24 protein-coding genes are annotated in these 21,386 nt (G+C 71.1%); 17 read left to right on the top strand and 7 right to left on the bottom strand.

What is annotated here, in order from left to right; genetic code table 11:
- Position 1 precedes the first annotated feature (1 nt).
- Entirely contained in the window at positions 2–1,222 is a 1,221-nt protein-coding gene (locus MTF65_RS17805) for an amidohydrolase family protein (RefSeq protein ID WP_243629690.1), read from the top strand.
- A gap of 139 nt (positions 1,223–1,361) precedes the next feature.
- On the opposite strand, the gene MTF65_RS17800 is transcribed toward MTF65_RS17805, so the two are convergent.
- Complete coding sequence (locus MTF65_RS17800; RefSeq protein ID WP_243629689.1) at positions 1,362–2,471, bottom strand: alpha/beta fold hydrolase; 1,110 nt, start codon at positions 2,469–2,471, stop codon at positions 1,362–1,364.
- A 200-nt stretch (positions 2,472–2,671) separates the two neighbouring features.
- Between MTF65_RS17800 and MTF65_RS17795 the strand changes: the two genes are divergently transcribed.
- Positions 2,672–3,550: a trypsin-like serine protease gene (locus tag MTF65_RS17795; protein WP_243629688.1), complete on the top strand. Its 879-nt coding sequence runs from the start codon at positions 2,672–2,674 to the stop codon at positions 3,548–3,550.
- 36 nt (positions 3,551–3,586) lie between these two features.
- Here MTF65_RS17795 and MTF65_RS17790 read toward each other — a convergent pair whose 3' ends face one another.
- Entirely contained in the window at positions 3,587–4,054 is a 468-nt protein-coding gene (locus MTF65_RS17790; protein WP_243629687.1) for an NUDIX hydrolase, read from the bottom strand.
- A gap of 252 nt (positions 4,055–4,306) precedes the next feature.
- Between MTF65_RS17790 and MTF65_RS17785 the strand changes: the two genes are divergently transcribed.
- Positions 4,307–5,512, top strand: coding sequence for a S8 family peptidase (locus MTF65_RS17785; protein ID WP_243629686.1), 1,206 nt, complete (start codon positions 4,307–4,309; stop codon positions 5,510–5,512).
- 83 nt (positions 5,513–5,595) lie between these two features.
- On the opposite strand, the gene MTF65_RS17780 is transcribed toward MTF65_RS17785, so the two are convergent.
- On the bottom strand, positions 5,596–5,976 hold the full coding sequence (locus MTF65_RS17780) for a hypothetical protein (RefSeq protein ID WP_243629685.1): 381 nt from the start codon (positions 5,974–5,976) through the stop codon (positions 5,596–5,598).
- Positions 5,973–6,230 (bottom strand): hypothetical protein, encoded by a 258-nt coding sequence (locus MTF65_RS17775; RefSeq protein ID WP_243629684.1) that lies wholly within the window; start codon positions 6,228–6,230, stop codon positions 5,973–5,975. Before MTF65_RS17775 ends, MTF65_RS17780 begins: the two co-directional genes overlap by 4 nt.
- A gap of 174 nt (positions 6,231–6,404) precedes the next feature.
- On the opposite strand from MTF65_RS17775, the gene MTF65_RS17770 reads away from it, so the two are divergent.
- From MTF65_RS17770 to MTF65_RS17750, 5 genes are all read left to right on the top strand, one after another.
- Positions 6,405–7,352, top strand: a complete 948-nt coding sequence (locus tag MTF65_RS17770) for an LLM class F420-dependent oxidoreductase (RefSeq protein WP_243629683.1) — start codon at positions 6,405–6,407, stop codon at positions 7,350–7,352.
- Positions 7,353–7,362: 10 nt separating this feature from the next.
- Positions 7,363–8,196 (top strand): SDR family NAD(P)-dependent oxidoreductase, encoded by an 834-nt coding sequence (locus MTF65_RS17765; RefSeq protein WP_243629682.1) that lies wholly within the window; start codon positions 7,363–7,365, stop codon positions 8,194–8,196.
- Between the two features lie 104 nt (positions 8,197–8,300).
- A complete protein-coding gene (locus MTF65_RS17760) occupies positions 8,301–9,422 on the top strand; it encodes an LLM class flavin-dependent oxidoreductase (protein WP_243629747.1) in 1,122 nt (373 codons plus the stop codon).
- Between the two features lie 275 nt (positions 9,423–9,697).
- The gene (locus MTF65_RS17755) at positions 9,698–11,437 is read left to right on the top strand and encodes an amidohydrolase family protein (protein ID WP_243629681.1); all 1,740 of its coding nucleotides are present in this window, start codon (positions 9,698–9,700) and stop codon (positions 11,435–11,437) included.
- A 2-nt stretch (positions 11,438–11,439) separates the two neighbouring features.
- Positions 11,440–12,909 carry an aldehyde dehydrogenase family protein gene (locus tag MTF65_RS17750; protein WP_243629680.1) on the top strand — a complete coding sequence of 490 codons (1,470 nt, stop codon included), beginning with the start codon at positions 11,440–11,442 and terminating at the stop codon, positions 12,907–12,909.
- 349 nt (positions 12,910–13,258) lie between these two features.
- Here MTF65_RS17750 and MTF65_RS17745 read toward each other — a convergent pair whose 3' ends face one another.
- Complete coding sequence (locus MTF65_RS17745; RefSeq protein WP_243629679.1) at positions 13,259–13,912, bottom strand: hypothetical protein; 654 nt, start codon at positions 13,910–13,912, stop codon at positions 13,259–13,261.
- A gap of 309 nt (positions 13,913–14,221) precedes the next feature.
- Between MTF65_RS17745 and MTF65_RS17740 the strand changes: the two genes are divergently transcribed.
- From MTF65_RS17740 to MTF65_RS17725, 4 genes are all read left to right on the top strand, one after another.
- Positions 14,222–15,781: an APC family permease gene (locus MTF65_RS17740; protein ID WP_243629678.1), complete on the top strand. Its 1,560-nt coding sequence runs from the start codon at positions 14,222–14,224 to the stop codon at positions 15,779–15,781.
- Positions 15,782–15,912: 131 nt separating this feature from the next.
- Complete coding sequence (locus tag MTF65_RS17735) at positions 15,913–16,362, top strand: helix-turn-helix domain-containing protein (RefSeq protein WP_243629677.1); 450 nt, start codon at positions 15,913–15,915, stop codon at positions 16,360–16,362.
- A gap of 24 nt (positions 16,363–16,386) precedes the next feature.
- Positions 16,387–16,938 carry a PIN domain-containing protein gene (locus MTF65_RS17730; protein ID WP_243629676.1) on the top strand — a complete coding sequence of 184 codons (552 nt, stop codon included), beginning with the start codon at positions 16,387–16,389 and terminating at the stop codon, positions 16,936–16,938.
- Between the two features lie 30 nt (positions 16,939–16,968).
- Positions 16,969–17,259 carry a hypothetical protein gene (locus MTF65_RS17725; RefSeq protein ID WP_243629675.1) on the top strand — a complete coding sequence of 97 codons (291 nt, stop codon included), beginning with the start codon at positions 16,969–16,971 and terminating at the stop codon, positions 17,257–17,259.
- Between the two features lie 2 nt (positions 17,260–17,261).
- Here the strand turns inward: MTF65_RS17725 and MTF65_RS17720 are convergent, their stop codons facing one another.
- Entirely contained in the window at positions 17,262–17,708 is a 447-nt protein-coding gene (locus MTF65_RS17720; RefSeq protein ID WP_243629674.1) for a nitroreductase/quinone reductase family protein, read from the bottom strand.
- Entirely contained in the window at positions 17,705–18,328 is a 624-nt protein-coding gene (locus tag MTF65_RS17715; protein ID WP_243629673.1) for an NAD(P)-dependent oxidoreductase, read from the bottom strand. Before MTF65_RS17715 ends, MTF65_RS17720 begins: the two co-directional genes overlap by 4 nt.
- A gap of 59 nt (positions 18,329–18,387) precedes the next feature.
- On the opposite strand from MTF65_RS17715, the gene MTF65_RS17710 reads away from it, so the two are divergent.
- The 5 genes from MTF65_RS17710 to MTF65_RS17690 all read left to right on the top strand — a co-directional run bounded on the left by MTF65_RS17710 (position 18,388) and on the right by MTF65_RS17690 (position 21,382).
- The gene (locus MTF65_RS17710) at positions 18,388–18,771 is read left to right on the top strand and encodes a helix-turn-helix domain-containing protein (RefSeq protein ID WP_243629672.1); all 384 of its coding nucleotides are present in this window, start codon (positions 18,388–18,390) and stop codon (positions 18,769–18,771) included.
- A gap of 168 nt (positions 18,772–18,939) precedes the next feature.
- Positions 18,940–19,611 carry a hypothetical protein gene (locus MTF65_RS17705; protein ID WP_243629671.1) on the top strand — a complete coding sequence of 224 codons (672 nt, stop codon included), beginning with the start codon at positions 18,940–18,942 and terminating at the stop codon, positions 19,609–19,611.
- A 36-nt stretch (positions 19,612–19,647) separates the two neighbouring features.
- Positions 19,648–20,124, top strand: coding sequence for a hypothetical protein (locus MTF65_RS17700; protein ID WP_243629670.1), 477 nt, complete (start codon positions 19,648–19,650; stop codon positions 20,122–20,124).
- 46 nt (positions 20,125–20,170) lie between these two features.
- Positions 20,171–20,965 carry a DUF4239 domain-containing protein gene (locus tag MTF65_RS17695; protein ID WP_243629669.1) on the top strand — a complete coding sequence of 265 codons (795 nt, stop codon included), beginning with the start codon at positions 20,171–20,173 and terminating at the stop codon, positions 20,963–20,965.
- Positions 20,966–21,046: 81 nt separating this feature from the next.
- Positions 21,047–21,382, top strand: coding sequence for a hypothetical protein (locus MTF65_RS17690; RefSeq protein WP_243629668.1), 336 nt, complete (start codon positions 21,047–21,049; stop codon positions 21,380–21,382).
- The last annotated feature ends 4 nt before the right edge of the window (positions 21,383–21,386 follow it).

Raw genomic sequence — 21,386 nt, 5'->3', positions numbered from 1 at the left:
CATGGAGACCTTCCCCAAGATCATCTCGGTGGACGACCACACGGTGGAGCCCCCCCACGTCTGGCGGGACCGGCTCCCGTCCAAGTACCGGGACACCGGTCCGCGCGTCGTCCGCGCCCCCTTGAAGGAAATGACCTTCCTCGGAGGCAAGTTCGCCCCCGTCATGGGAGCGAAGGGCGACGACGGCCCGATAGGCGATTGGTGGGTCTACGAGGACCTGCACCGACCGCTCACCCGGCTGGACACCGCCGTCGGCTACGACCGCGACGAGATCAAGCTGGAGGTCATCACGTACGAGCAGATGCGCCCGGGCTCCTTCTCGGTTCCCGAGCGGCTCGCGGACATGGACGTCAACCACGTCCAGTCGGCCCTCTGCTTCCCGACCTTCCCGCGCTTCTGCGGCCAGACCTTCACCGAGGCCCGGGACCGCGAGCTCGGGCTGCTCGGCGTACGGGCGTACAACGACTGGATGGTGGAGGAGTGGTGCGGCCCCGAGGCGGCGGGCCGGCTGATCCCGCTCACCCTGATCCCGCTGTGGGACGCCCGCCTCGCCGCCGCCGAGGTCCGCCGCAACGCGGCGCGGGGCGTGCGCGCGGTGGCCTTCTCGGAGATACCCCCGCACCTGGGCCTGCCCTCGATCCACACCGACGCGTGGGACCCGTTCCTCCAGGCGTGCGACGAGACCGGCACGGTGATCGCCATGCACATCGGCTCCTCGTCGCGCATGCCGTCCACCTCGGCGGACGCCCCGCCGGCCGTCGGCTCCACGATCACCTTCGCCAACTGCTGCTTCTCGATGGTCGACTGGCTGATGAGCGGCAAGTTCGAGCGCTACCCGAACCTCCGGATCATGTACGCGGAGGGACAGATCGGGTGGATCCCGTACATCCTGGAACGGGCGAACGTGGTGTGGGAGGAGAACCGCGGCTGGGGCGGGGTCGCGGACAAGGTGCTGCGCCCGCCGTCGGAACTGTTCGCCGAGCACGTCTTCGGCTGCTTCTTCGACGACGCCTTCGGGCTGCGGAACCTGGACTCGATCGGCGTGGGCAACGTCCTCTACGAAACGGACTACCCGCACTCCGACTCGACGTGGCCGAAGTCCCGCGAGGTCGGCGAGGCCCAGATGGCCCACCTGGCCCCGGACGCGGTGAACCGCATCGTCCGCGGCAACGCCATAGCCCTCCTGGGCCTGACCCCGGACGGCCTGTGGGCGGGGGCGTGAGTGTAGCCGGGGCCCGCCCCTGACCGGAGAAACCCCGGAGCCGGGTCGGGGGCAGGCGCGGTGAACGGCCGCCGTGACCGGTCAGCCGATGCGCTGGGTCGTGCCCAGTGGAAGCGCCGACTGACCGGCCGGGGCGGCGCTACGCGGCGGTGGTGCGGGTCCGGTCCGTGAGGGACCGGTCCGTGAGGGCCGGGCGGACGTGGGTCAGGAGGAGGTCCAGGAAGACCTCCGGGTGGCGGAAGGCGGCCCAGTGGCTGGAGTTCTCGATCAGCGCGAACTCCTTGACCGGGGCCTCGACGTCGTCGAAGTAGGCCCGGGCGCGCTCCGTCGGGGTGATCACGTCGCTGTCGCCCTGGAAGAGGAAGAAGGGCAACTCGAAAACGGTCCCGTCGGCCCAGTCGTCGAACGCGGCGGTGCCGGGGGTGATCCGCTCGGAGAAGCGCTGCCCCTTGAAGAAGTCCCGCAGGTCGCGGAGCGTGTGCAGGGGGGACAGCCACATCGAACCCAGGACCACCCTCTTGAGCGTGTCCAGGGTCAGCGGGTCGCTCGCGGTGCAGAGCCTGTCGTACGTCGCCCGCTGCTTGGCCGTCCAGCGGTGCCGGCCGGAACCCATGGCCTCCACCGCCGCGACGTCCTTCGTCTTTCCGGCCGCGCGCAGCCGCTCCAGCAGCGCCCGGTAGCCGGTGGTGTCGCGGCCGCCGTCGTGGACGTTCTGGTCGGTGCCGACGTACGCCGAGTACAGCTCGGGGTGGTCGCGGGCGAGGCGCAGGCCGAAGGTGGTGCCGAAGGAGTTGGCGAGCAGCAGGACCCGCTCCACGCCCAGCCGCCGCCGCGCGTGGTGCGTGACCTCGACGGCGTCCTCGTAGAGCCGGTCGAAGGTGGTCTCGCCCTGGCCCTCGGGGCCGCCGCGGCCGAAGGTCTTGCCGGCGCCGCGCATGTCCCAGCGGACGATGGTGAAGTGCCGCTCCCAGGAGCGGGTGCGCATGCCGTAGGGGGAGTTGGTGGCGCCGGGGCCGCCGTGGATCTCCACGATGACCGGGTTGGACCGGTCCTCGCCGCGGATCGAGATCCACTGCTCGATGCCGCCGATCCGGACGAAGCCCTGCTCGTCGATGCCGTCGGGGGAGTCGATCCGCATCAGTCGGGCGTTCCGGGACCGCCGCAACGCGCGGTGGCCGAACAGACCGGCGCCGGATACGGCGAGGACGCCCGCGGCGGATATGACGGTGGCGAGAGCCTCGCTGATCATTGTTTCCCCCAAAACGGTGTCCGACGTATGCGGTTTATTGTGGGGCGGTGGTCTCGTCCTGTCAACGCCCGTGTGTAGGGGGTGAGATGGTGAGGGCGGGCGAGGGGCGCGGCGGCCGGCGCCGGTTCTGGCCTGACTGCGCCTTGCGGCGGAAGTGCCGTCAAGGCATGCTTCGCCAGAGCAAAGCTGGAGGGGTGTCTGTGGTGGACAAGCGGACCGCGCTGACCGCGGTGTTGTGTGTGGCGGCGGCGCTGGGGGCGTCGGCGGCCATGACGAAGGTGGTACCGCCCGTGGAGGGCGGCGCGAAGGCGCGGCCGGAGGCCGGGGCGGCGGATGCCGTCCCCTCGGGCATACCTTCGCGATCGCAAGCACCCAAGCAGCCGCAGCTGTCCAGTACGCCGTCCAGCGCGCCGCCCGCCTCGCCGGGCGCCCAGGCATCGGTGCCCGCACCCCCGCCGGGCGGCCCCGCGGCCTTCACCGGAGCGCTCTTCGCGGGCAGCCTGGAGGGAGATCACTTCTGCACGGCCACGGTCGTACGCAGCCCCGGGCACAACCTGATCGTCACCGCCGGCCACTGCCTGTCGGCCGGGACCTCCGGCGCGGGCGGGGCGGTCTTCGCACCCGCGTACGCGAACGGGGAGGCCCCGTACGGCACGTGGCAGGTGGAGGAGGTCTACGAGGACGCGCGCTGGTCCTCCGGCGGCGACAAGGCCTACGACCTCGCCTTCGCCCGCCTGGCCCCCGACGCCTCGGGCCGCAACATCGAGGACCTCACCGGCGGAGCCGACCTCGACACCTCGGGCCGCGCGGGCGAGGAGGTCACGGTGACGGGCTACCCCGCCGACCGCAAGGTGAGCCGCAGCTGCACGGCGGTCGCGGTGCGCCAGGGAGCGGCGGAGCAGCGCTTCGACTGCGCGGACTTCCCCGGCGGCACCAGCGGCAGCGCGTGGATCGCCCGCGACGGCAAGATCATCGGCATCCTCACGGGCGGCGACACCGACGACGTCTCGACCAGCACGGTGCTGGGCGGCTACGCGGCCTCCCTCTACGAGAAGGCGGCGGCCGGGTCGCGGCGGTAGACCCCGCGGCGGCCGGGTCGCGGCGTTGGAAGGGGCTCAAGACCTGGGGCTCACCAGCCCCAGGTGCACCGGCTCGGCCGTCGGGTCGGCCAGCAGGTCCGGCAGGCGCGGGGGCCAGAGCGGCTCGCCGAGGGAGGCGAGGTCGTCCGGGGAGAGCCAGCGCCAGTGGGCGTCCGCGGACTCCGGGACGGGGTCGCGGTGCGGGCCGCTGGCGAGGTAGATGTGCTCGTGCTGGCGCACCGGAACGCCCTGGTGGGTGAAGTCGTGCTCCCAGGTGCAGAGCAGCCGCTGCGGGGCGAGGTCGCTCCACCCGGTCTCCTCCAGCAGCTCACGCCGCACGCAGTCCTCGGGGCTCTCGCCGGGCTCGATCCCGCCGCCGGGCGGCAGCCAGTGGATCCCGACCTCGACGTTGTCCTCCCGGAAGAGGAACACGGAGCCGCTGGGGGAGAGGACGACAAGTCGCGCTGCCTGGCGGGGGATTCGGGTTCTGTTTCTTGATCTCATCAGGGCAGGGTACGGCGCATGGTGCGAGGCCGGGAGGGGGAGCGAGAGCGGGGCGGCAGCGGGTGCGGCCACTTTCGCCCCGCCGGCGCGGCCCCTCTCGCCCGGGCCGCTTCTCGCCGCTGAGCGGCCCAAACCTGGTTCCGGCGAATATCACCTCATCGGGGGAGCGCATTGCGGCGGGCCTCCAACTTCACCCGAACCCCCGCGTGATGTCGTAGGCAAAGATCGTTTCTGCATGATGGCCTCACCGCCATGACCACTCGCATCAAGGTCGCGCTCGCGACCGCCGTCACCGCTGCCCTTGCCCTCGTCGGCCCCCTGGCCGCCTCCTCGGCCAGTGCCTCCGGCGGGCCCGGGCCGACCCCCGTACCCGTACCGCTGCACACCGCGCCCAACGCCGTGCCCGGCAAGTACATCGTGACCCTCGGCAAGGGCGTGGACGCGGCCAAGCTCGTGAAGAAACTGCAGCTCAAGCCGTCCTTCGTCTACCACTCGGCGATGAACGGCTTCGCCGTCCCGCTCACCCGGCTCCAGCTCGACGCCGTCCGGGTGAGCCCGGGTGTGAAGTCGGTCGAGGAGGACGCCCAGGTCTCCTCGGCGCCGGTGCCGACCGCCGCGTCCCAGGTCAGGGCCCCGGCCTCGACCTGGGGGCTGGACCGGATCGACCAGAGGCAGCTCCCGCTCGACAACAACTTCACCACCGAGGGCAGCGGCGCGGGAGTGACGGCGTACATCCTGGACACCGGCATCGACTACAGCCACACCGAGTTCGGCGGCCGCGCGAAATTCGGCTTCGACGCGATGGGCGACGGGCGAGCCGGCCAGGACTGCAACGGCCACGGCACCCACGTGGCCGGTACGGTCGCCGGCTCGACGTACGGCGTGGCACGCAAGGCCAGCCTGGTCAGCGTCCGCGTCCTGGGCTGCGACGGCAAGGGCACGTGGTCGGGGATCATCGCCGGGATGGACTGGGTGGCGAGGAACGCCAAGCAGCCGGCGGTGCTCAACGGATCGCTCGGCGGACCGAGGGCGACGGCGGTCAACAACGCGGCCACCGCTCTGTCCGACGCGGGCGTCCTGCCGGTCATCGCGGCGGGCAATGAGGCGCAGGACGCCTGCAACGTCTCCCCGGCCTCCGCCTTCCGGGTGGTGACGGTGGCGGCGACCAACCGCTGGGACGAGGAGACGTCCTTCTCCAACTACGGGACGTGCGTATCCATCTACGCCCCTGGCCGGGCCATCGACTCGGCCAGGCTCGGCGGCGGTTCCGTCGCCCTGGACGGCACCTCCATGGCGTCGCCGCACGTGGCCGGTGTCGCCGCCCTCTACAAGCAGGCGCACCCCACCGCGCTGCCCGCGGAGGTCGCCGCGTTCCTGGACGCCGAGTCCACCAAGGACGTCGTGACCAACATCAGCTCGGGCAGCCCCAACCAGCTGCTCTACACCGGCGGCCTCTGATCCGGCGATAGAGGGCGGGACCCCAGCGGGCGGGACCCTCGCGGCCCCGCCCGCCCCTGACGATTCGCGTCCGCCCCCCGGGGCTACGGCGTGAGGTCCAGCACGCGCACCGGTTCGCCCTCCCACCGCTTCGGTTCGGTGGTGGCGATGATCGCTCCATCGGGCCGCTCCGCAGTGGGCTGAGCCGCGTGGGCGCAATGCGCCGCGCCCCAGGTCTCCTGGCGGGCAACGGCCAAAACGGCCGGAAGGTCGAGGTCGAGCACGATGACGCCGGGGAGGGCGGCGAGGTGCTCCGCGGTACCGGGGCGGGCCCGGTCGGCCTCGACCAGCGCGCAGGTGGGCGCGTACAGGAACCAGCCCGGCTCGGCGTGCGCGCGGTGGATGAGACGGGAGGCGAGGACGTTGCCCTGACCGGCGGCGGTCATGGCTGTCTCGTCCAGCACGATGTGCAAGGGCTCGGTCACCGGGGCATCGCCCTGTGCAGGCGCCGGTCCAGTTCGCTGTCGAGTTCCCGCTGCTCGGCGGCCGTCGGCGCGTAGCCGTTCCACTCCCGCAGAGCGGCGCGTGCGCGCTCGGCGCGCTCGGCACGCTCGACCGGGGTCAGCAGGGTTTCGGCGAGCCGGGCCAGATAGGCGCGCAGGGACAGGCCCTCGGCTGCCGCTATGGCGGCGAGTCTGTCTTTGGCTTCCTCGGGGATACGGATGTTGGCATCGGGCATCGTCGTACTCCTTCCCATAGGCCCAGGGTACGGGTACGCACCCGTACCCGCCATCCCTTTGCGCGACAGCGCCCGCACCACTTGCCTGACGGACCGTCAGCTACGACGATGGCCCCCGGTGCCGATATGACGCATCGGCAGACGCGGGCGAAGCGAAGGCGAGGCGGGTGCGGCATGGCGCGCGTGTTTCCGGAAGGCCGGCTGGTGTACGGGATGCAGCTCCCGATCCAGTCGCAGAGCACCCTCTACGCCGAGCCCTGGGAGGCCTCGGCCACCGCCGCCGATCTGGCCGAGGTGGCGCGGGCCGCCGACCGGGCCGGGTTCGGGTACGTGGCCACCTGCGACCACGTGGCCATCCCGCGCCGGCTCGCCGGGCCCATGGGCACCGTCTGGTACGACCCGGTCGCCACCCTGTCCTTCCTGGCCGGGATCACCGAGAACGTCCGGCTGCTCAGCCATGTCGCCATCGTCGGCCTGCGCCACCCGCTGATCAGCGCCAAGCAGTACGCGACCCTCGACCACCTCTCCGGCGGCCGCCTGATCCTCGGCGTCGGCGCCGGCCACGTCCAGGAGGAGTTCGAGGCCCTCGGCGTCGGCTTCGAGCGCCGCGGGGCCGTCCTCGACGAGACCCTCGACGCCCTGCGCGCCGCCCTCGGCCCCGAGGAGTACCCGGAGTTCGAGGGTGAGCTGTTCTCGTTCAAGGACCTCGGCCAGCTGCCCCGGCCCGCCCAGGCGCGGATCCCCGTCTGGATCGGCGGCTCCTCGCCCGCCGCCCTGCGCCGCGCCGCCGTACGCGGTGACGGCTGGCTCCCGCAGGGCGACCCGCGCGAGCGGATCCCGGCGCGGATCGCCCGTATCAGGGAGCTCAGAGAGGCCGCCGGAGTCACCGGCCCCATCGAGATCGGCGCCATCACCGAACCGCTCTACGTCGGCGAACCGGGCTGGGACACCGGCCGCCGGGCCCTCACCGGCAAGGCGGAGGCGCTCGCCGCGTCCCTGCGGGAGTACAAGGCGCTGGGCGTGGACCAGATCCAGGTCCGCTTCCGCAACCGCGACCGCGCCGAACTCACCGACCAGATCACCGCGTTCGGGGCCGAGGTGGCCCCCCTCCTCAACGATTAGGGGCACGGGCATGGGCACGGGCACAGGTACGGGCACAGGTACGGGCATAGGCACGGGCACGGGGAAGCTGGACGGGCGCGTCGTCATCATCACCGGGGCGGCGCGCGGCCAGGGCGAGCAGGAGGCCCGCCTCTTCGCCGCCGAGGGCGCCAAGGTGCTGCTCGGCGACGTACTGGACGAGCGGGGCGCCGCCGTCGCCAAGGAGATCGGGGAGGACCGCGCCCGGTACGTACGGCTGGACGTGAGCCGGGAGGACGACTGGGCCGCCGCCACCGCCGCCGCGAAGGAGGCCTTCGGCCCGGTGAACGGCCTGGTCAACAACGCCGGCATCCTCCGCTTCAACGAGCTGACCTCGACCCCGCTGGCGGAGTTCCAGCAGGTGGTCCAGGTCAACCAGGTCGGCGCCTTCCTCGGCATCCGGTCCGTCGCCCCCGAGATCGAGGCGGCCGGCGGCGGCGCGATCGTCAACACGTCCTCCTACACGGGGCTCACGGGCATGGCGTACGTCGGCGCGTACGCCGCCACCAAGGCGGCGATCCTCGGGCTGACGCGCGTCGCCGCGCTGGAGCTGGCGGCCAAGAACATCCGGGTCAACGCCATGTGCCCGGGCGCCGTGGACACCCCGATGGCCAACCCGGGTCTGCTGGATCCGGCCGGGATGACCGAGGAGGCCCGGGACGCCATGGCCGAGCTCTACAAGCGGGTCGTGCCGATGGGGCGGGTGGGGCAGCCGGAGGAGATCGCGCGCCTCGCCCTCTTTCTGACCAGCGAGGACTCCTCGTACATCACCGGCCAGCCGTTCGTCATCGACGGTGGCTGGATGGCCGGTGTGAGCATCCTCTAGCGGCATCTGATGAGGCGTCAGGTATTGACGCTCCGGCCTTCGCGGTGGAACAGTCGGGACATCAAATCTGACGTCACGTCAGAAACTTAAGGACGGTGAACCCCTTGGAATTCGGGCTCTTCGTGCAGGGATACGTGCCTGAGGCGCGGTCCAAGGCCGATCCCCAGGCAGAGCACAAGGCGCTGGTCGAGGAGACCGAGTACGTCATCCAGGCCGACAAGTCCGGCTTCAAGTACGCCTGGGCCTCCGAGCACCACTTCCTGGAGGAGTACTCGCACCTGTCGGCGAACGAGGTGTTCCTCGCCTACCTCGCCCACGCCACCGAGCGCATCCACCTCGGCTCCGGCATCTTCAACCCGCTCGCCCCGGTGAACCACCCGGTCAAGGTGGCCGAGAAGGTCACCATGCTCGACCACCTCTCCAAGGGCCGCTTCGAGTTCGGCACCGGCCGCGGCGCGGGCAGCCACGAGATCCTCGGATTCCTGCCCGGCATCACGGACATGAACCACACCAAGGAGATCTGGGAAGAGACCATCGCCGAGTTCCCCAAGATGTTCCTCCAGGAGGAATACGAGGGGTTCCAGGGCAAGCACTGGTCCCTGCCGCCCCGGAAGATCTTCCCCAAGCCGTACGGGAAGGCCCACCCGGCCATGTGGTACGCCGCCGGCTCCCCCTCCTCGTACGCCATGGCGGCGAAGAAGGGCCTGGGCGTACTGGGCTTCAGCGTGCAGAAGGTCTCGGACATGGAGTGGGTCCTCGACCAGTACAAGACGGCCATCCAGGAGGCGAAGGCCATCGGCGCCTTCGTCAACGACAACGTCATGGTCACCTCGACGGCGATCTGCGCCGAGACCCACGACAAAGCGATCGAGATCGCGGTCAACGCGAACATGAACCGCTTCCAGTCGCTGGTCTTCCGCTACCACGACACCTTCCCGCGGCCCGAGGCGATCCCGCAGTGGCCGGAGATCCTGCCGGAGTACAACGCCGAGATCATCGAACTCCTCATCGCCGAGGAACTGCTGATCTGCGGTGACCCGTCGGAGGTCCTCGCGCAGTGCAAGCGCTGGGAGCGGGCGGGCGCGGACCAGCTGTCCTTCGGCCTGCCGACCGGGGTCTCGTACGAGGACACGATGACCACGATCAAGCTGATCGGGGAACACGTGATCCCGCAGATCGACACGGACCCGATCCACCGCACGACCCGCTTCCGTCAGGCCGTCTGACCCGGCGGGGGAACGGGGCCTGCCTGGCCGGCGGCCGGGCCCCTTCCAGCTCCGCTGGAGTTCGAGGCCCCGCCGGGCAACTCCAGCCTCGCCGGCATTTGAGGCTCCGCGCCGGCAAATTCAGCCTCGCCGGCGTTTGAGGCGCGGGGTCTGGGGCGGAGCCCCTGGGGGCACCTCCCAGCGGTAGCTGGGGGAGAAACCCGGCTCCGCCGGGCACCGGGCTCCGCCTGGACCCGCGCCTCAAACGCCGGCGGGGCTGTAAGTGAAGGGACGTCATGCTCGACCACCTGATCAAGGGCGCGACCGTCGTGGACGGCACCGGCGCCCCCGCCCGCGTCGCAGACATCGGCATTCGGGACGGGCGGATCGTTGCCATCGCCGCCCCCGGAACCGTCACCGAGGAGGCCCGGACGAGCGAGGACGCCGCCGGGCTCGTCCTCACCCCCGGGTTCATCGACCCGCACACGCACTACGACGCCCAGCTGTTCTGGGACCCCTACGCGACCCCCTCCATGAACCACGGCGTCACCACCGTCGCCGGCGGCAACTGCGGCTTCACCCTCGCCCCGCTCAACCCGGCCCGCCCCCAGGACGCCGACTACACCCGCCGGATGATGAGCAAGGTCGAGGGCATGGCCCTCAAGGCCCTCGAAGAGGGCGTCGACTGGAGCTGGTCGACCTTCGGCGAGTACCTCGACGCCCTGGAGGGCCGGATCGCCGTCAACGCCGGTTTCATGGTCGGCCACTGCGCCCTGCGCCGGCACGTGATGGGAGAGGACGCCGTCGGCGGACAGCCCACCGAGGAGCAGCTCCGGCAGATGCTCGACCTCTTCCACGACGCCATGAACGCCGGCGCCTGGGGCCTGTCCACCACCCAGTCCTCCACCCACTCCGACGGCGACGGCGCGCCCGTCCCCTCCCGGCACGCCCGGCCCGCCGAACTCTTCGCCCTCTCCCGCGCCGTCGCCGAACACGAGGGCACCCAGCTCGAAGCGATCGTCGCCGGCTGCCTCGACCAGTTCTCCGACGAGGAGATCGACCTCTTCGTCGAGATGAGCGCGGCCGCCGGACGGCCCCTGAACTGGAACGTCCTCACCATCGACGCCTCCGTCCCCGAACGGGTGCCGCGCCAGCTCATACCGAGCGAGCGGGCCCGTAAGGCCGGCGGCCGGATCGTGGCGCTGACCATGCCGATCCTGACCCCCATGAACATGTCCCTCGGCACGTTCTGCGCCCTCAACCTCATCCCCGGCTGGGGCGAGATCCTCGGACTCCCCGTCCCCGAGCGGATCGACAGGCTCCGCGACCCGGACGTCCGCGCCGAGATGCTGCGCCGCGCCGACAGCAAGGAGGCCGGGGTCTTCCGGCGCCTGGCCCACTTCGGCCGCTACGTCATCGGGGACACGTACAGCAAGGAGAACGAGGGCCTCTCGGGCCGGGTCGTGAACGACATCGCCGCCGAGCGCGGCCAGGACGCCTTCCAGTGCCTGGTCGAGATCTGCGCCAACGACGACCTGCGTACGGTGCTCTGGCCGATGCCGACCGACAACGACCGGGCGAGCTGGGCCCTGCGCGCCGAGACCTGGCAGCACGAGGACGTCATGCTGGGCGGCTCCGACGCGGGCGCGCACCTGGACCGCATGTGCGGCGCCCCGTACACGACCCGCTTCCTCGGAGACTGCCTGCGCGGCCGCAAGCTGGTGCCGCTGGAGCGGGCGGTACGGATGCTGACCGACGATCCGGCGCGGCTGTTCGGGCTGCGCGAGCGCGGGCGGATCGCCGAGGGGTTCCACGCAGACCTGGTGCTCTTCGACCCGGAGCGGATCGAGGCCGCACCGGCGACGCTCGTGCACGACCTGCCCGGGGACAGCCCCCGGCTGGACGCGCGGGCGATCGGGATCGTGTCCGTACGGGTCAACGGCGTGGAGACCGTGCGCGACGACGAGGTGACGGGCGCGATCCCCGGGAAGGTGCTGCGCTCCGGCCGGGACACGAGGACGGTGAGTACGCGTTGACGATGACCGATCCGACCCGGCTGTACATCGGCGGCGAGTGGGTGGAGCCCGCCGGCGGGTACTACGAGGTGGTCAACCCGGCGGACGAGTCGGTGGTGGGCCTGGCCCCCGAGGCGACCCGCGACCAGGTGGCGGAGGCGGCGCGGGCCGCCTCCGAGGCGTTCGAGGGCTGGTCCCGTACCCGGCCCGAGGAGCGGGCGGCGATCCTGGACCGGGCCGCCGACGTCATGCAGCGCGAGTTCGAGCCGTGGGCGGCGCTGGCCCGGGCGGAGACGGGCGCGCCGACGGGCATCGCGCGCGGGATGCAGGTCGGCGTCGGGGTCGCGCGCTTCCGGCGCTACGCGAAGGGCGCCCTGGAACCGGTGGAACGGGGCCTCCCGCCGCAGGTCACCGAGGCCGGCCCGATGGGGAAGGCGGCCATCCTGGGCGCGCTGGAGGTGCGCCAGCCCGTCGGCGTGGTCACCTGCGTCACCTCGTACAACAACCCGTGGGCGAACCCGGCGGGCAAGGTGGCCCCGGCCCTGGCCATGGGCAACACGGTGGTGGTGAAGCCGGCCCCGCAGGACCCGCTCTCGGTGTTCAAGATGGCGTGGGCGCTGCACGAGGCGGGTGTTCCGGCGGGCGTGGTCAACGTGGTCGGCGGCGCCTCGGTGGAGGTGGGCGAGGCGGCCGTGGACTCCCCGTACGTGGACATGGTGTCCTTCACCGGCTCCACGGGCGTCGGCCAGCGCATCGCCGAGGTCTGCGGGCGGACCATGAAACGGCAGCTGATGGAGCTGGGCGGCAAGGGCGCGGCGATCGTCTTCGAGGACGCGGACCTGGACGCGGCGGTGATGGGGATCGGCACCACCTTCTCCTTCTACAGCGGCCAGATCTGCACGGCCCCGACCCGGGTGATCGTCCACCGGGCGGTCTACGGGCGGCTGGTGGAGAAGCTGACCGGGTACCTGGCGTTCATGAAGGTCGGGGACCCGGCGGAGCGGGGCACGGTGGTCGGCCCGGTGATCTCGGCGGCCCACCGGGACCGCGTCGAGTCGTACGTCGAGCTGGGGAGGAAGGAGGGCGCGCGGATCGCGCACGGCGGCGAGCGCCCCGTGGTCGGGGAGGCGGGCAGGGGTTTCTACGTCGCCCCCACCCTCCTGGTGGACTGCACGAACGACATGCGGGTGGTCCGGGAGGAGATCTTCGGCCCGGTCGTGGTCGTGGTCCCCTTCGACGGGGACGAGGACGAGGCGGTCCGGCTGGCCAACGACAGCGACTTCGGCCTGCTGAGCTACGTCTGGTCCGGGGACTCGGCGCGCGCGTTCCGCGTGGCCCGGCGGCTGCGGGCGGGCGGCGTCGGGATCAACACCATCGGCCGGAACATGGAGGCCCCGTTCGGCGGCTTCAAGCGGTCCGGCGTCGGCCGCGACGTGGGCTCGTACGCCCTGCACGCCTACAGCGAGACCCAGTCGATCGTCTGGCCGAGCTGAACCATCTCCAGCCCCGCCGGCCCCACTCCGCCTCGCGGGCGCAACTCCAGCCTTTGCCGGGCCCACCCAGCCCCGCCGGCGCCACTTCAGCCTCGCCCGCCCCACTCCGGCCTCGCCGGCCCCACTCCAGCTTTGCCGGCTGACCAGCCCCGCTGGCGTTTGAGGCTCCCGCCGGGCACCTTCAGCCTCGCCGGCGTTTGAGGCGGGGGCCCGGGCACATCTAGCCTCGCCGGCGTTTGAGGCGCGGGGTCTGGGGCGGAGCCCCAGGGAACCCGGCTCCGCCGGGCACCGGGCTCCGCCCGGACCCGCGCCTCAAACGCCGGCGAGGCCGGAGTGGCGGGCCGGTGCCTCAGTCCTTGTAGTAGTCGGTGAGGACGCAGCCCTTCACCAGGGCCGGCTCCTTCCGGTAGCCACTCGGCGGCTTGAAGTCCGGGTGGCAGTTGAGCATGAGGAGTCCGCTCTGCGGGGAGAGCAGCGCGCTATTGGCGTCGGCGCTCTCGGATCCGGTGGCGAAGTCCTGCCCGATGATGGGCCCGCTGTTGGGGTTCCCACCACCCTCCTCCGCTTCGATCTCGGCCTTGATGGCGGCCTGGAAGGCCTTCGGGTCCTTGATCATGAAGATCGCGCTCCGCTCCCTCCTGCCACCGCAGTAGCCGCGCTCGGTAACGGAGTACGACGTGCCGTACTTGGCGTCCGGATCGCTGCTCGGGTTGCCCCCGTACCCCGAGCGCGTGGTGCTGACCTGGCCGCACGGGGTGAATCCGTTGATGATGCGGGCGGCTCCGGCCATGGAGCCCGCCTTGGGCAGCCCCTTGAAGCCGGTCCCCTTCTTGGGGGCCTTGGCGCCGCCGCCGCCGGCCCCCGCGCCCGCGCCGCCGGTGACACCGCCGATCATCGCGATATCGCCGTCGGCCGGGGCGGCCGCGTCGTCGCCCCCGCAGGCGGTGAGGGCGAACAAGGCCGCGACGGCGGTGGCCGCGGCGAGGAGTGGTGTGATGCGCATGTGCGTGAGTCCCCCGTAGACGATCATGATCGGCAGAGACTCTAGGGCGGTTGCCGTGTCCGCGACAAAATCGCCTTCGAAAACTCGCACGGGAAAGTTTAGAAACGCCCAAAACGGACAGAGCTGCGGTTTCCGTATACCGGAACAGCCTGTTCGGCGCCTCCTGAACCATGGCCCGGCGCCAAAGTGAACCTTGTATTACGCGATCGTTAATCGTCTCAACCTGGAAATTCAAAGGCCTTCGGCCGTGCGCCGATGCGGACTTAAAACCTCCGGATGTGGAAACCGCAGCATCTAACGTCCTGACCCATGACTCAGCTGGACGTTCGGCCTCAGGCCGGAGACACGGTAAGCGGCGTCGCCGAGGGCGACGTTCGCGGCAAGGGACTCGGCAAGGGGTCCGTCGGCCTGGTGGGAAGCGCCGTCATCGGCATCTCCACCGTCGCCCCCGTCTACTGCCTCACCTCGACCCTCGGCTCCACCGCCGGCGAGGTCGGCCTGCAAATGCCGGCGGTCTTCCTCGCCGGCTTCCTCCCGATGCTCCTGGTCGCCTTCGCGTACCGCGAGCTCAACAAGGCCATGCCGGACTGCGGCACCTCCTTCACCTGGACCGTGAAGGCCTTCGGTCCGCGGATCGGCTGGATGTGCGGCTGGGGCCTGGTGATCGCCACGATCATCGTGCTCTCCAACCTGGCCGGCGTCGCCACCTCGTACTTCTGGCTGCTGGCCGGCGAGGTCACGAACAATCCGTCGATCGCGGCCCTGGACGACAACAAGCTCGTCCACATCGCCACCTGCCTGACCCTGATCGCCATCGCGACCGCCATCAGCTACCGCGGCATGACCGCCACCAAGGGTGTCCAGTACGCGCTGGTCGGCCTCCAGCTCGCGGTGCTCGCCATCTTCGTCGCCATGGCCTTCCAGAAGGCCTCGGCCGGCACGTTCGACACCGGCCTGGACTTCTCCTGGCAGTGGATGAACCCCTTCGCCGTCGAGTCCATGGCGGCCTTCACCGCCGGACTCTCGCTCTCGATCTTCATGTACTGGGGCTGGGACGCCTGCCTGTCCACCAATGAGGAGACCAGCGGCTCCGCCAAGACCCCCGGCCGCGCCGCGCTCGTCGCGATGGTCGTCCTGGTCGGCTCGTACCTGGCCACCGGCGTCGCCGCGCAGATGGCCGTCGGCTCGGGCGGCGAGGGCCTCGGCCTGGCCAACGAGGAGACCTCCGACAACGTCTTCGCCGCCCTCGCCGGCCCCGTGATGGGCCCGGTGCTCGGCATCCTGCTCTTCGTGGCCGTCCTGGCCTCGGCGGCCGCCTCGCTCCAGACCACCTTCATCCCGGTGGCCCGTACGGTGCTGGCCATGTCCACCTACGAGGCGCTGCCGCCCTCGTACGCCAAGGTCCACGAGCGCTTCAAGACCCCCGGCCGCGCCACCGTCATGGCGGGCGTCGCGACCGGCGTCTTCTACACCGTGATGACCCTGGTCAGCGAGAACGTCCTGACCGACACGATCTTCGCGCTCGGCCTGATGATCTGCTTCTACTACTCGCTGACGGCCTTCGCCTGCGCCTGGTACTTCCGGGGCGAGCTCCGCCGGTCCGCCCGCGACCTGTTCTTCAAGGGCGTCTTCCCGGTCCTCGGCGGTCTGCTGCTGGCGGCGGTCTTCGGCAAGACGCTGATCGACATGTGGAATCCGTCGTACGGCTCCGGCTCCACCGTCCTCGGCGTCGGCAGCGTGTTCGTCATCGGCGTCGGCCTGCTGGCGCTCGGCCTGGTGATCATGTTCGTCACGGAGCGCCGCAGCCCGGCCTTCTTCCGCGGCGAGGTCCTGACGAAGTCCACCCCGGCACTGGTCGTCGAGGACTGACCCAGCCCCCGCCGCACCTCCCGCCGAGTCATCCCCACGGCCCCGGATCGCCCCCGATCCGGGGCCGCGGGCGTGGTGGCGCACACCGCCTCACCCGGTTACAGTTATTTCAGTTGAGTGAGGAGGCTGTCATGACACGTACGAGCGTGCTCGCGAACGCCACCACCGTGGAACCGCGCGCAGAAATCCAGGACGCCCTTGCCGAAGCGGGGCGGCTGGTTCCCGGAGAGGTCACCGTGATACTGCGGGCGGCCGATGGCAGCGAGCAGGTCCTGCCTGAGGAGCTCGTGCGTATTCTCAGCGCCTCCGCGCACGAACTGGCGGCTGGTCACGCCGTGACCTTGCTCGCCTCCGAGGTCCATCTGACGCCGGCGGAAACGGCTGAGCTGCTGGGTCTGTCCCGGCCGTTCGTCGTCCGCCTGCTGGACTCGGGTGACATCGCGTCCAGTCACCTGCCGGGCAGCCGCCACCGCATCGTTCGGCTGGCGGACGCCCTCGCCTTCCAGGAGCGGCGCACCCGCCGCCGGGAAGGCCGCCTGCGCATCGCCGAAGCCGCGGACGAGGCAGGGCTGCCCTACTGAGCGCCTGCTGGAGGGGGTGATTCCGTGCGCGTCTTCGTGGACACGAACGTGCTGTTCCCGTTCTCCGTCATGGACCTCATGCTGGCGCTGACGGAGGACTCCGTACACAGCATCGTCTGGTCGGACTGCCTGCTCGATGAGTGGGAGCGGGTGATCGTCCGGGAAGGGCGGCGTTCCCCGGAATCGGCGGCTGCCGTCACACGGGCGGTCCGCGACTACTTCGGAGATTGCGAGGTCGCTCAGTCCGACTACGGACACCTGGTGGACGGCATGCCGGGCAACGACCCGGACGACCGCCATCACGCGGCGGCCGCCGTGGCGGCGGGGGCCGATGCGCTGATCACCTGGAACCTTGCGGATTTCCCGGCCGAGGCCATGGCGCGCCTCGGCGTCAGGGTGGTGGACCCGGACACTTACCTGTGCGACCTGTTCGGGGAAGTACCGCGCGAGGTCGCCGACACCTTGGCGAGAGTGGCAGCGGGCAAGCGGAATCCGCCCACGACGCGGGACGAGCTCGTGGCCCGGCTGGGCAAGGCCGGAGTAACCCGATTCGCGGAACGCCTGACGCGCGAGTGACCAGGGGCACGGGCGGGTCGTTCGCAGGGTATGAACCCCATCAAGCGCAGCCTTGCCGCTCTGGTCCTCTCCGGGGGCGCCGCCCTCGCCCTGACCCCCGTCGCCGCGCACGCCGACGAGCCCGCCGTCCAGGGGGCCCCGATCACCCAGCGCGTCGGCGAGATCGTCGACCACCCCGGGCAGGCCGTCCAGGACACGAAGACGGCGGTGGGAGTGACCGCGAAGGCCGCCGGGTCCGCCACGGGGGCCACCGGACCCTCCCTCGCGGGCGCCGACTCGGCCCTGCGGGCCGGGCTGCCGAACGCCCCGAAGGTCGGCTGACCTCAGCCGGTACGGGTACGGGTGACCAGGACCAGCGGGATTTCACGGGCCGTCGCCTCGCGGTAGGCCACGTACGAGGGCATCGCGGCCACCACCACCGGCCACAGGCGGTCCGCCTCGGCCGCCGTGGCGCGGCGTGCGGTCGCCGGGAAGGACTCGGCGCCGACCTGGAGGGTGACGGCAGGGTCGGCCGTCAGGTTCAGGTACCACGCGGGGTGGCGGTCCGATCCGGCGTTGGACGCCGTCAGCACGTACGCGACCCCGTCCCCGTCCCGTACGTAGGCCAGCGCGGTGCGGCGCAGCAGCCCCGAGCGGCGGCCCCGCGTGGTCAGCAGCAGATCCGAGATCCCGGGCCGCGGCCGCCCGGCGGTCGCCTCGAAGCTGCGGATGTGCCCGGCGACCCAGGGGTTGGGGCTGTCGGTCACGGATTCGGCGGTCATACCGGTCATACCGGCCGCACCCCCGCGTGCGTGCGGTGCAGCGACGGCGCCACGGCCTCGTCCACCACGGCCCGGGCGAAGTCCGCGTGGGTGATCCGGCTCGCGGCGTCGGCCGGGGCGAAGGCGTACCCGCCGGCCTCCGGCGCGTCACTTGCGAAGTCACCGGCCGGGGACAGCACCGCCCAGTCCAGCCCCGCCGGCGCCGCCGCCCGCAGGGCCTCGGTGCCGGCCGCGTGGCCCTCGTAGAACTCCCGCCAGTCCTGCGGATACCCCGGGCCGTCCATCAGCAGGATTCCGGAGGCGGTGGGCAGTACGGAGGCCAGCCCGACGGACACCAGCCGCCGTACCCCGGCCTCGGGGAGTCCTTCGGCGAGCGCCCGCGCCACCGCCGGGAAGAACACCCCGGGCGCCGCCTGGGCGTCGTACACCGCGACCACGGCGGCATCATGGCCCGCCGCCAGCCGGGCCACGTCCGCCGCCGAGGTCACGTCCCCGTCGGCGCGGCCCGCCCGCGTCACCTCGTACCCCTGTGCGCGCGCCCGCGCGACGGCGGCCCGCCCCACGCGCCCTCCGGCGCCGAACACGATGACCTTCTGCTTCTGGTCCTGGCCCTGGTTCTGGTTCGTCATGTGGGCGAGCCTAAGGAAAGGGCTGGTTACCGATCGGATACCGGCCTACCGTGTGGATCATGACGCAGCCGACGCAACCGACGCAGCCGCTGGATCCGGAGATGTTCGACCCCGTCTGCCCCTCGCCCCTGGTTCCGTTCCGCGTCGGGGACAAGTGGGCCACGCTGATCCTGCGATGTCTCCAGGACGGCCCACGCCGCTTCTCCGAACTCAAGGTCCCGATCCGCGGCATCACCTCCAAGTCCCTGACGCAGTCCCTGCGCGGGCTGGAGCGCGACGGGTTCGTCACGCGCACCGCGTACGAAACCCCCGAGCGCCGCGTCGAGTACGCGCTCACCCCACTCGGCCGCGGCCTGCTGGGCCCGCTGGACGCGGCGTGCGCGTGGACGAGGGAGCACTGGGACGAGCTGATCGACGCCCAGGAGGCGGGCACCGAGGCTTAGATGGTGTGCGGGATGGGTGAATGCACGTAATCCTGGCCGAGCGTCAGGTGTGTGCCGCTACGCTCATGGCTCCTTAAGCCATGTGGACAGGGGGACCTTGTGGCAGCAGCGTCCGGCGACGACTCCAACGCCCCCTGGGGATCCGGTGGATCCGGGTCCTATCGGAGCATGAGCGGCAGTGCGAGCGAAAACGGCTCGGTCCAGCAGGCGGGGCGCGACCACACCACCCACAGCACCACCGTCAGCACCAATATTCGGATCGGTCCGTGGCTCGGCCTCGTGAGCCTGATCGCCGTCGTCGTCGGTGCGGTGGGCACGTACTCCCTCATGGCCGACACATCGGGAAGCCCTTCGGGGCAGGGCGTTTCAGCCCCGCCACAGGGCACTTCGGGGCCGGGCGTTCCCAGTCCGAAAGCAGGTGGCGACAGCACGGGCAGCGCCCGTGTGGCCACCGCTCCCGCCGAGCAATGGCGGGGCACCCTGGTCCTGGACACCGACGGTGGTATGGAACTGGACGGCAAGCGGCCCACTTCGGTGGACACGACCGTCCTCTTGGCCAGCGGCGACATCAATCTCGGGCTGGGCGACCGGTATCTGGTCCTGGCGGGGAGCGGCGGGGCCGTGGCGCCGTGGGAGGGACAGGGAGAGTTACCGGACCAAGCGGCCTGCGCCGAGTTGGTGGACACCACCGGTTCCTCGGGTGCACCCGTGAGTGTGGGCACCGTGGTCTGCGTGCGGACGGACGGCGGACGCATCGCCCGGCTCCAGGTGGAGAAGCTGCCGGAGGCCCTCGCCTTCGCCATCCGGTTCGACGCCGTGGTCTGGGGCCTCGCGCGGTGATGACACGTACGGGATTTGCGACGTAGGGGAGGCCTTGTGGATCCGGTGGTACTGGCGGTCGCGACCGCCCTCGTGAGCGCGATGGCGACGGACGCCTGGCAGCAGGCGCGTTCCTCCACGGTCGCGCTGTGGCAGCGCGCCCATCCGGAGCACGTTCCGGCCATCGAGGATGAGCTGACCGACGTACGGGACGAGGTACTGGAAGCGCGCCGAACGCATGATGTCGCCGCCGAGGAGAGGCTGACGGGCGGCTGGCAGCTCAAGTTCCAGCGGCTGGTGCGCGATGATCCCGCCCTGGCAAGGGAGCTTCAGCGGCTCTTGGAGCAGGAGCTTGCTCCGCTCCTGCCTCCCCCTGACAGTCCGCCGCACTCCGGCGCTGTGCAGCAGACCGCCAACGCCTCGGGCCGGGCAGGCGTCATCCAGGCGGGCGGCAGTATCACCATCAACGAAGCCGCTCGGGCACAAGACCGCCGGCGCAACGGCTGGTGGCGCGGAACCGGTTCAGCCTCCTGACCGTTCAAAGGCGGGCCCTTCCGCGGGGGTGGTCGTTGAGCACGGCATGATCCTTTGGCTACTCAACAACCTCAGCACGTTCGAGCTCGGCGTGCTCCTCGTCGGCGGTGTCGTCTCCCTCGCCGCCGTCGGCAGCCTCGCCGCCCGTCGCCGCTTCCCGCACCTCGCGGGCGGGGAGCACAACGAGATGGTCGGCGTCGCCCTCGGCATGTTCGGCGCGATCTACGGGATCATCCTCGCGTTCGTCGTCGTCACGCTCTGGACGCAGCTGGAGAACACCCAGAACATCGTCGCCAACGAGGCCACCGACCTGGCCCTCGTCGTGCGCAGCGCCGAGGCCTTCCCGCCCGTCGAGCGCGCCCGCGTGGAACGGGCGGTGGGGGACTACGTCCACGCCGTCGTCGATGTCCAGTGGCCGCTGATGCGCAAGGGCAAGCCGAGCTACGAGGCGACCGCCACGCAGACGCACGCCATGTACACGGCGCTCCAGGCGTACGAGCCGGTCGGCACGCGCAGCGAGACCTTCTACGGGGAGGCCGCCACCCGCCTCAACGACGTCGCGGCGCAGCGCCGGGCGCGGGTCACGATGGCGGAAACATCCCTGCCGGTGCTGCTCCAGGTGCTGGTGTACGGGGGCGCGCTGGTGATCCTGCCGCTGACGTTCCTGTTCGGGCTGCGGAGCCTGAAGATGCAGCTGCTGTTCGTGTCGGCGGTGGCCGGGCTGATCGGTTTCAGCCTGCTGCTGGTGATGGCGCTGGACCGTCCCTTCGCGGGGGAGCTGAGCGTCAGCCCGGCGCCCTACAAGGAGGCGGCGCTGGCGCAGTTCTGGCCGGTCTCGTAGCGGCTGCGGAATCGACACGAACCACTGACCGGCCCGGAAAAACAGGTGCGGTGCGGAGGGGATGCGGCCTAGCTTGAGGCCGTGAGCAGCGACTATCCATTCGCCGACGGGTACAACCTCGTCTGGGATCTGACCGGCTTCGGCGCGGACGAGGAGATAGCGCACTCCGTCTCGCTCTCCAGAGACCAGTTCCTTGAGATCCGGCACCTGTTCGTGCTGGGCGACGACCCGTGGATGGTGGCCGGCGAGTACCACGTCGCGCCGAGCATCTGGCCGCACCTGTCGCGGACCGTCCCGGGCTTCGGATTCCAGCGTGAAGTCGACTACTTCCTCGGCGCCCGTCAGGCCTTGCCTGACGGGCGTTTTTGGCGCCCGGCGGTGGGCGTGACCGCCCCGGGACCGGTTCCGCCGCCTTGAGGCG

The sequence above is a fragment of the Streptomyces sp. APSN-46.1 genome, from assembly GCF_022815725.1.
Lineage (GTDB): Bacteria > Actinomycetota > Actinomycetes > Streptomycetales > Streptomycetaceae > Streptomyces.
This window is presented reverse-complemented; position numbering and strand designations above follow the sequence as displayed.

Excerpts from the sequence above, each read along its gene's own strand:
- MTF65_RS17805 (WP_243629690.1), top strand. The coding sequence starts at position 2 with ATGGAGACCTTCCCCAAGATCATCTCGGTGGACGACCACACGGTGGAG.
- MTF65_RS17800 (WP_243629689.1), bottom strand. The coding sequence starts at position 2,471 with ATGATCAGCGAGGCTCTCGCCACCGTCATATCCGCCGCGGGCGTCCTC.
- MTF65_RS17790 (WP_243629687.1), bottom strand. The coding sequence starts at position 4,054 with ATGAGATCAAGAAACAGAACCCGAATCCCCCGCCAGGCAGCGCGACTT.
- MTF65_RS17785 (WP_243629686.1), top strand. The coding sequence starts at position 4,307 with ATGACCACTCGCATCAAGGTCGCGCTCGCGACCGCCGTCACCGCTGCC.
- MTF65_RS17775 (WP_243629684.1), bottom strand. The coding sequence starts at position 6,230 with ATGCCCGATGCCAACATCCGTATCCCCGAGGAAGCCAAAGACAGACTC.
- MTF65_RS17770 (WP_243629683.1), top strand. The coding sequence starts at position 6,405 with ATGGCGCGCGTGTTTCCGGAAGGCCGGCTGGTGTACGGGATGCAGCTC.
- MTF65_RS17765 (WP_243629682.1), top strand. The coding sequence starts at position 7,363 with ATGGGCACGGGCACAGGTACGGGCACAGGTACGGGCATAGGCACGGGC.
- MTF65_RS17755 (WP_243629681.1), top strand. The coding sequence starts at position 9,698 with ATGCTCGACCACCTGATCAAGGGCGCGACCGTCGTGGACGGCACCGGC.
- MTF65_RS17750 (WP_243629680.1), top strand. The coding sequence starts at position 11,440 with ATGACCGATCCGACCCGGCTGTACATCGGCGGCGAGTGGGTGGAGCCC.
- MTF65_RS17745 (WP_243629679.1), bottom strand. The coding sequence starts at position 13,912 with ATGCGCATCACACCACTCCTCGCCGCGGCCACCGCCGTCGCGGCCTTG.
- MTF65_RS17740 (WP_243629678.1), top strand. The coding sequence starts at position 14,222 with ATGACTCAGCTGGACGTTCGGCCTCAGGCCGGAGACACGGTAAGCGGC.
- MTF65_RS17735 (WP_243629677.1), top strand. The coding sequence starts at position 15,913 with ATGACACGTACGAGCGTGCTCGCGAACGCCACCACCGTGGAACCGCGC.
- MTF65_RS17725 (WP_243629675.1), top strand. The coding sequence starts at position 16,969 with ATGAACCCCATCAAGCGCAGCCTTGCCGCTCTGGTCCTCTCCGGGGGC.
- MTF65_RS17720 (WP_243629674.1), bottom strand. The coding sequence starts at position 17,708 with ATGACCGGTATGACCGCCGAATCCGTGACCGACAGCCCCAACCCCTGG.
- MTF65_RS17715 (WP_243629673.1), bottom strand. The coding sequence starts at position 18,328 with ATGACGAACCAGAACCAGGGCCAGGACCAGAAGCAGAAGGTCATCGTG.
- MTF65_RS17710 (WP_243629672.1), top strand. The coding sequence starts at position 18,388 with ATGACGCAGCCGACGCAACCGACGCAGCCGCTGGATCCGGAGATGTTC.
- MTF65_RS17705 (WP_243629671.1), top strand. The coding sequence starts at position 18,940 with ATGAGCGGCAGTGCGAGCGAAAACGGCTCGGTCCAGCAGGCGGGGCGC.
- MTF65_RS17695 (WP_243629669.1), top strand. The coding sequence starts at position 20,171 with ATGATCCTTTGGCTACTCAACAACCTCAGCACGTTCGAGCTCGGCGTG.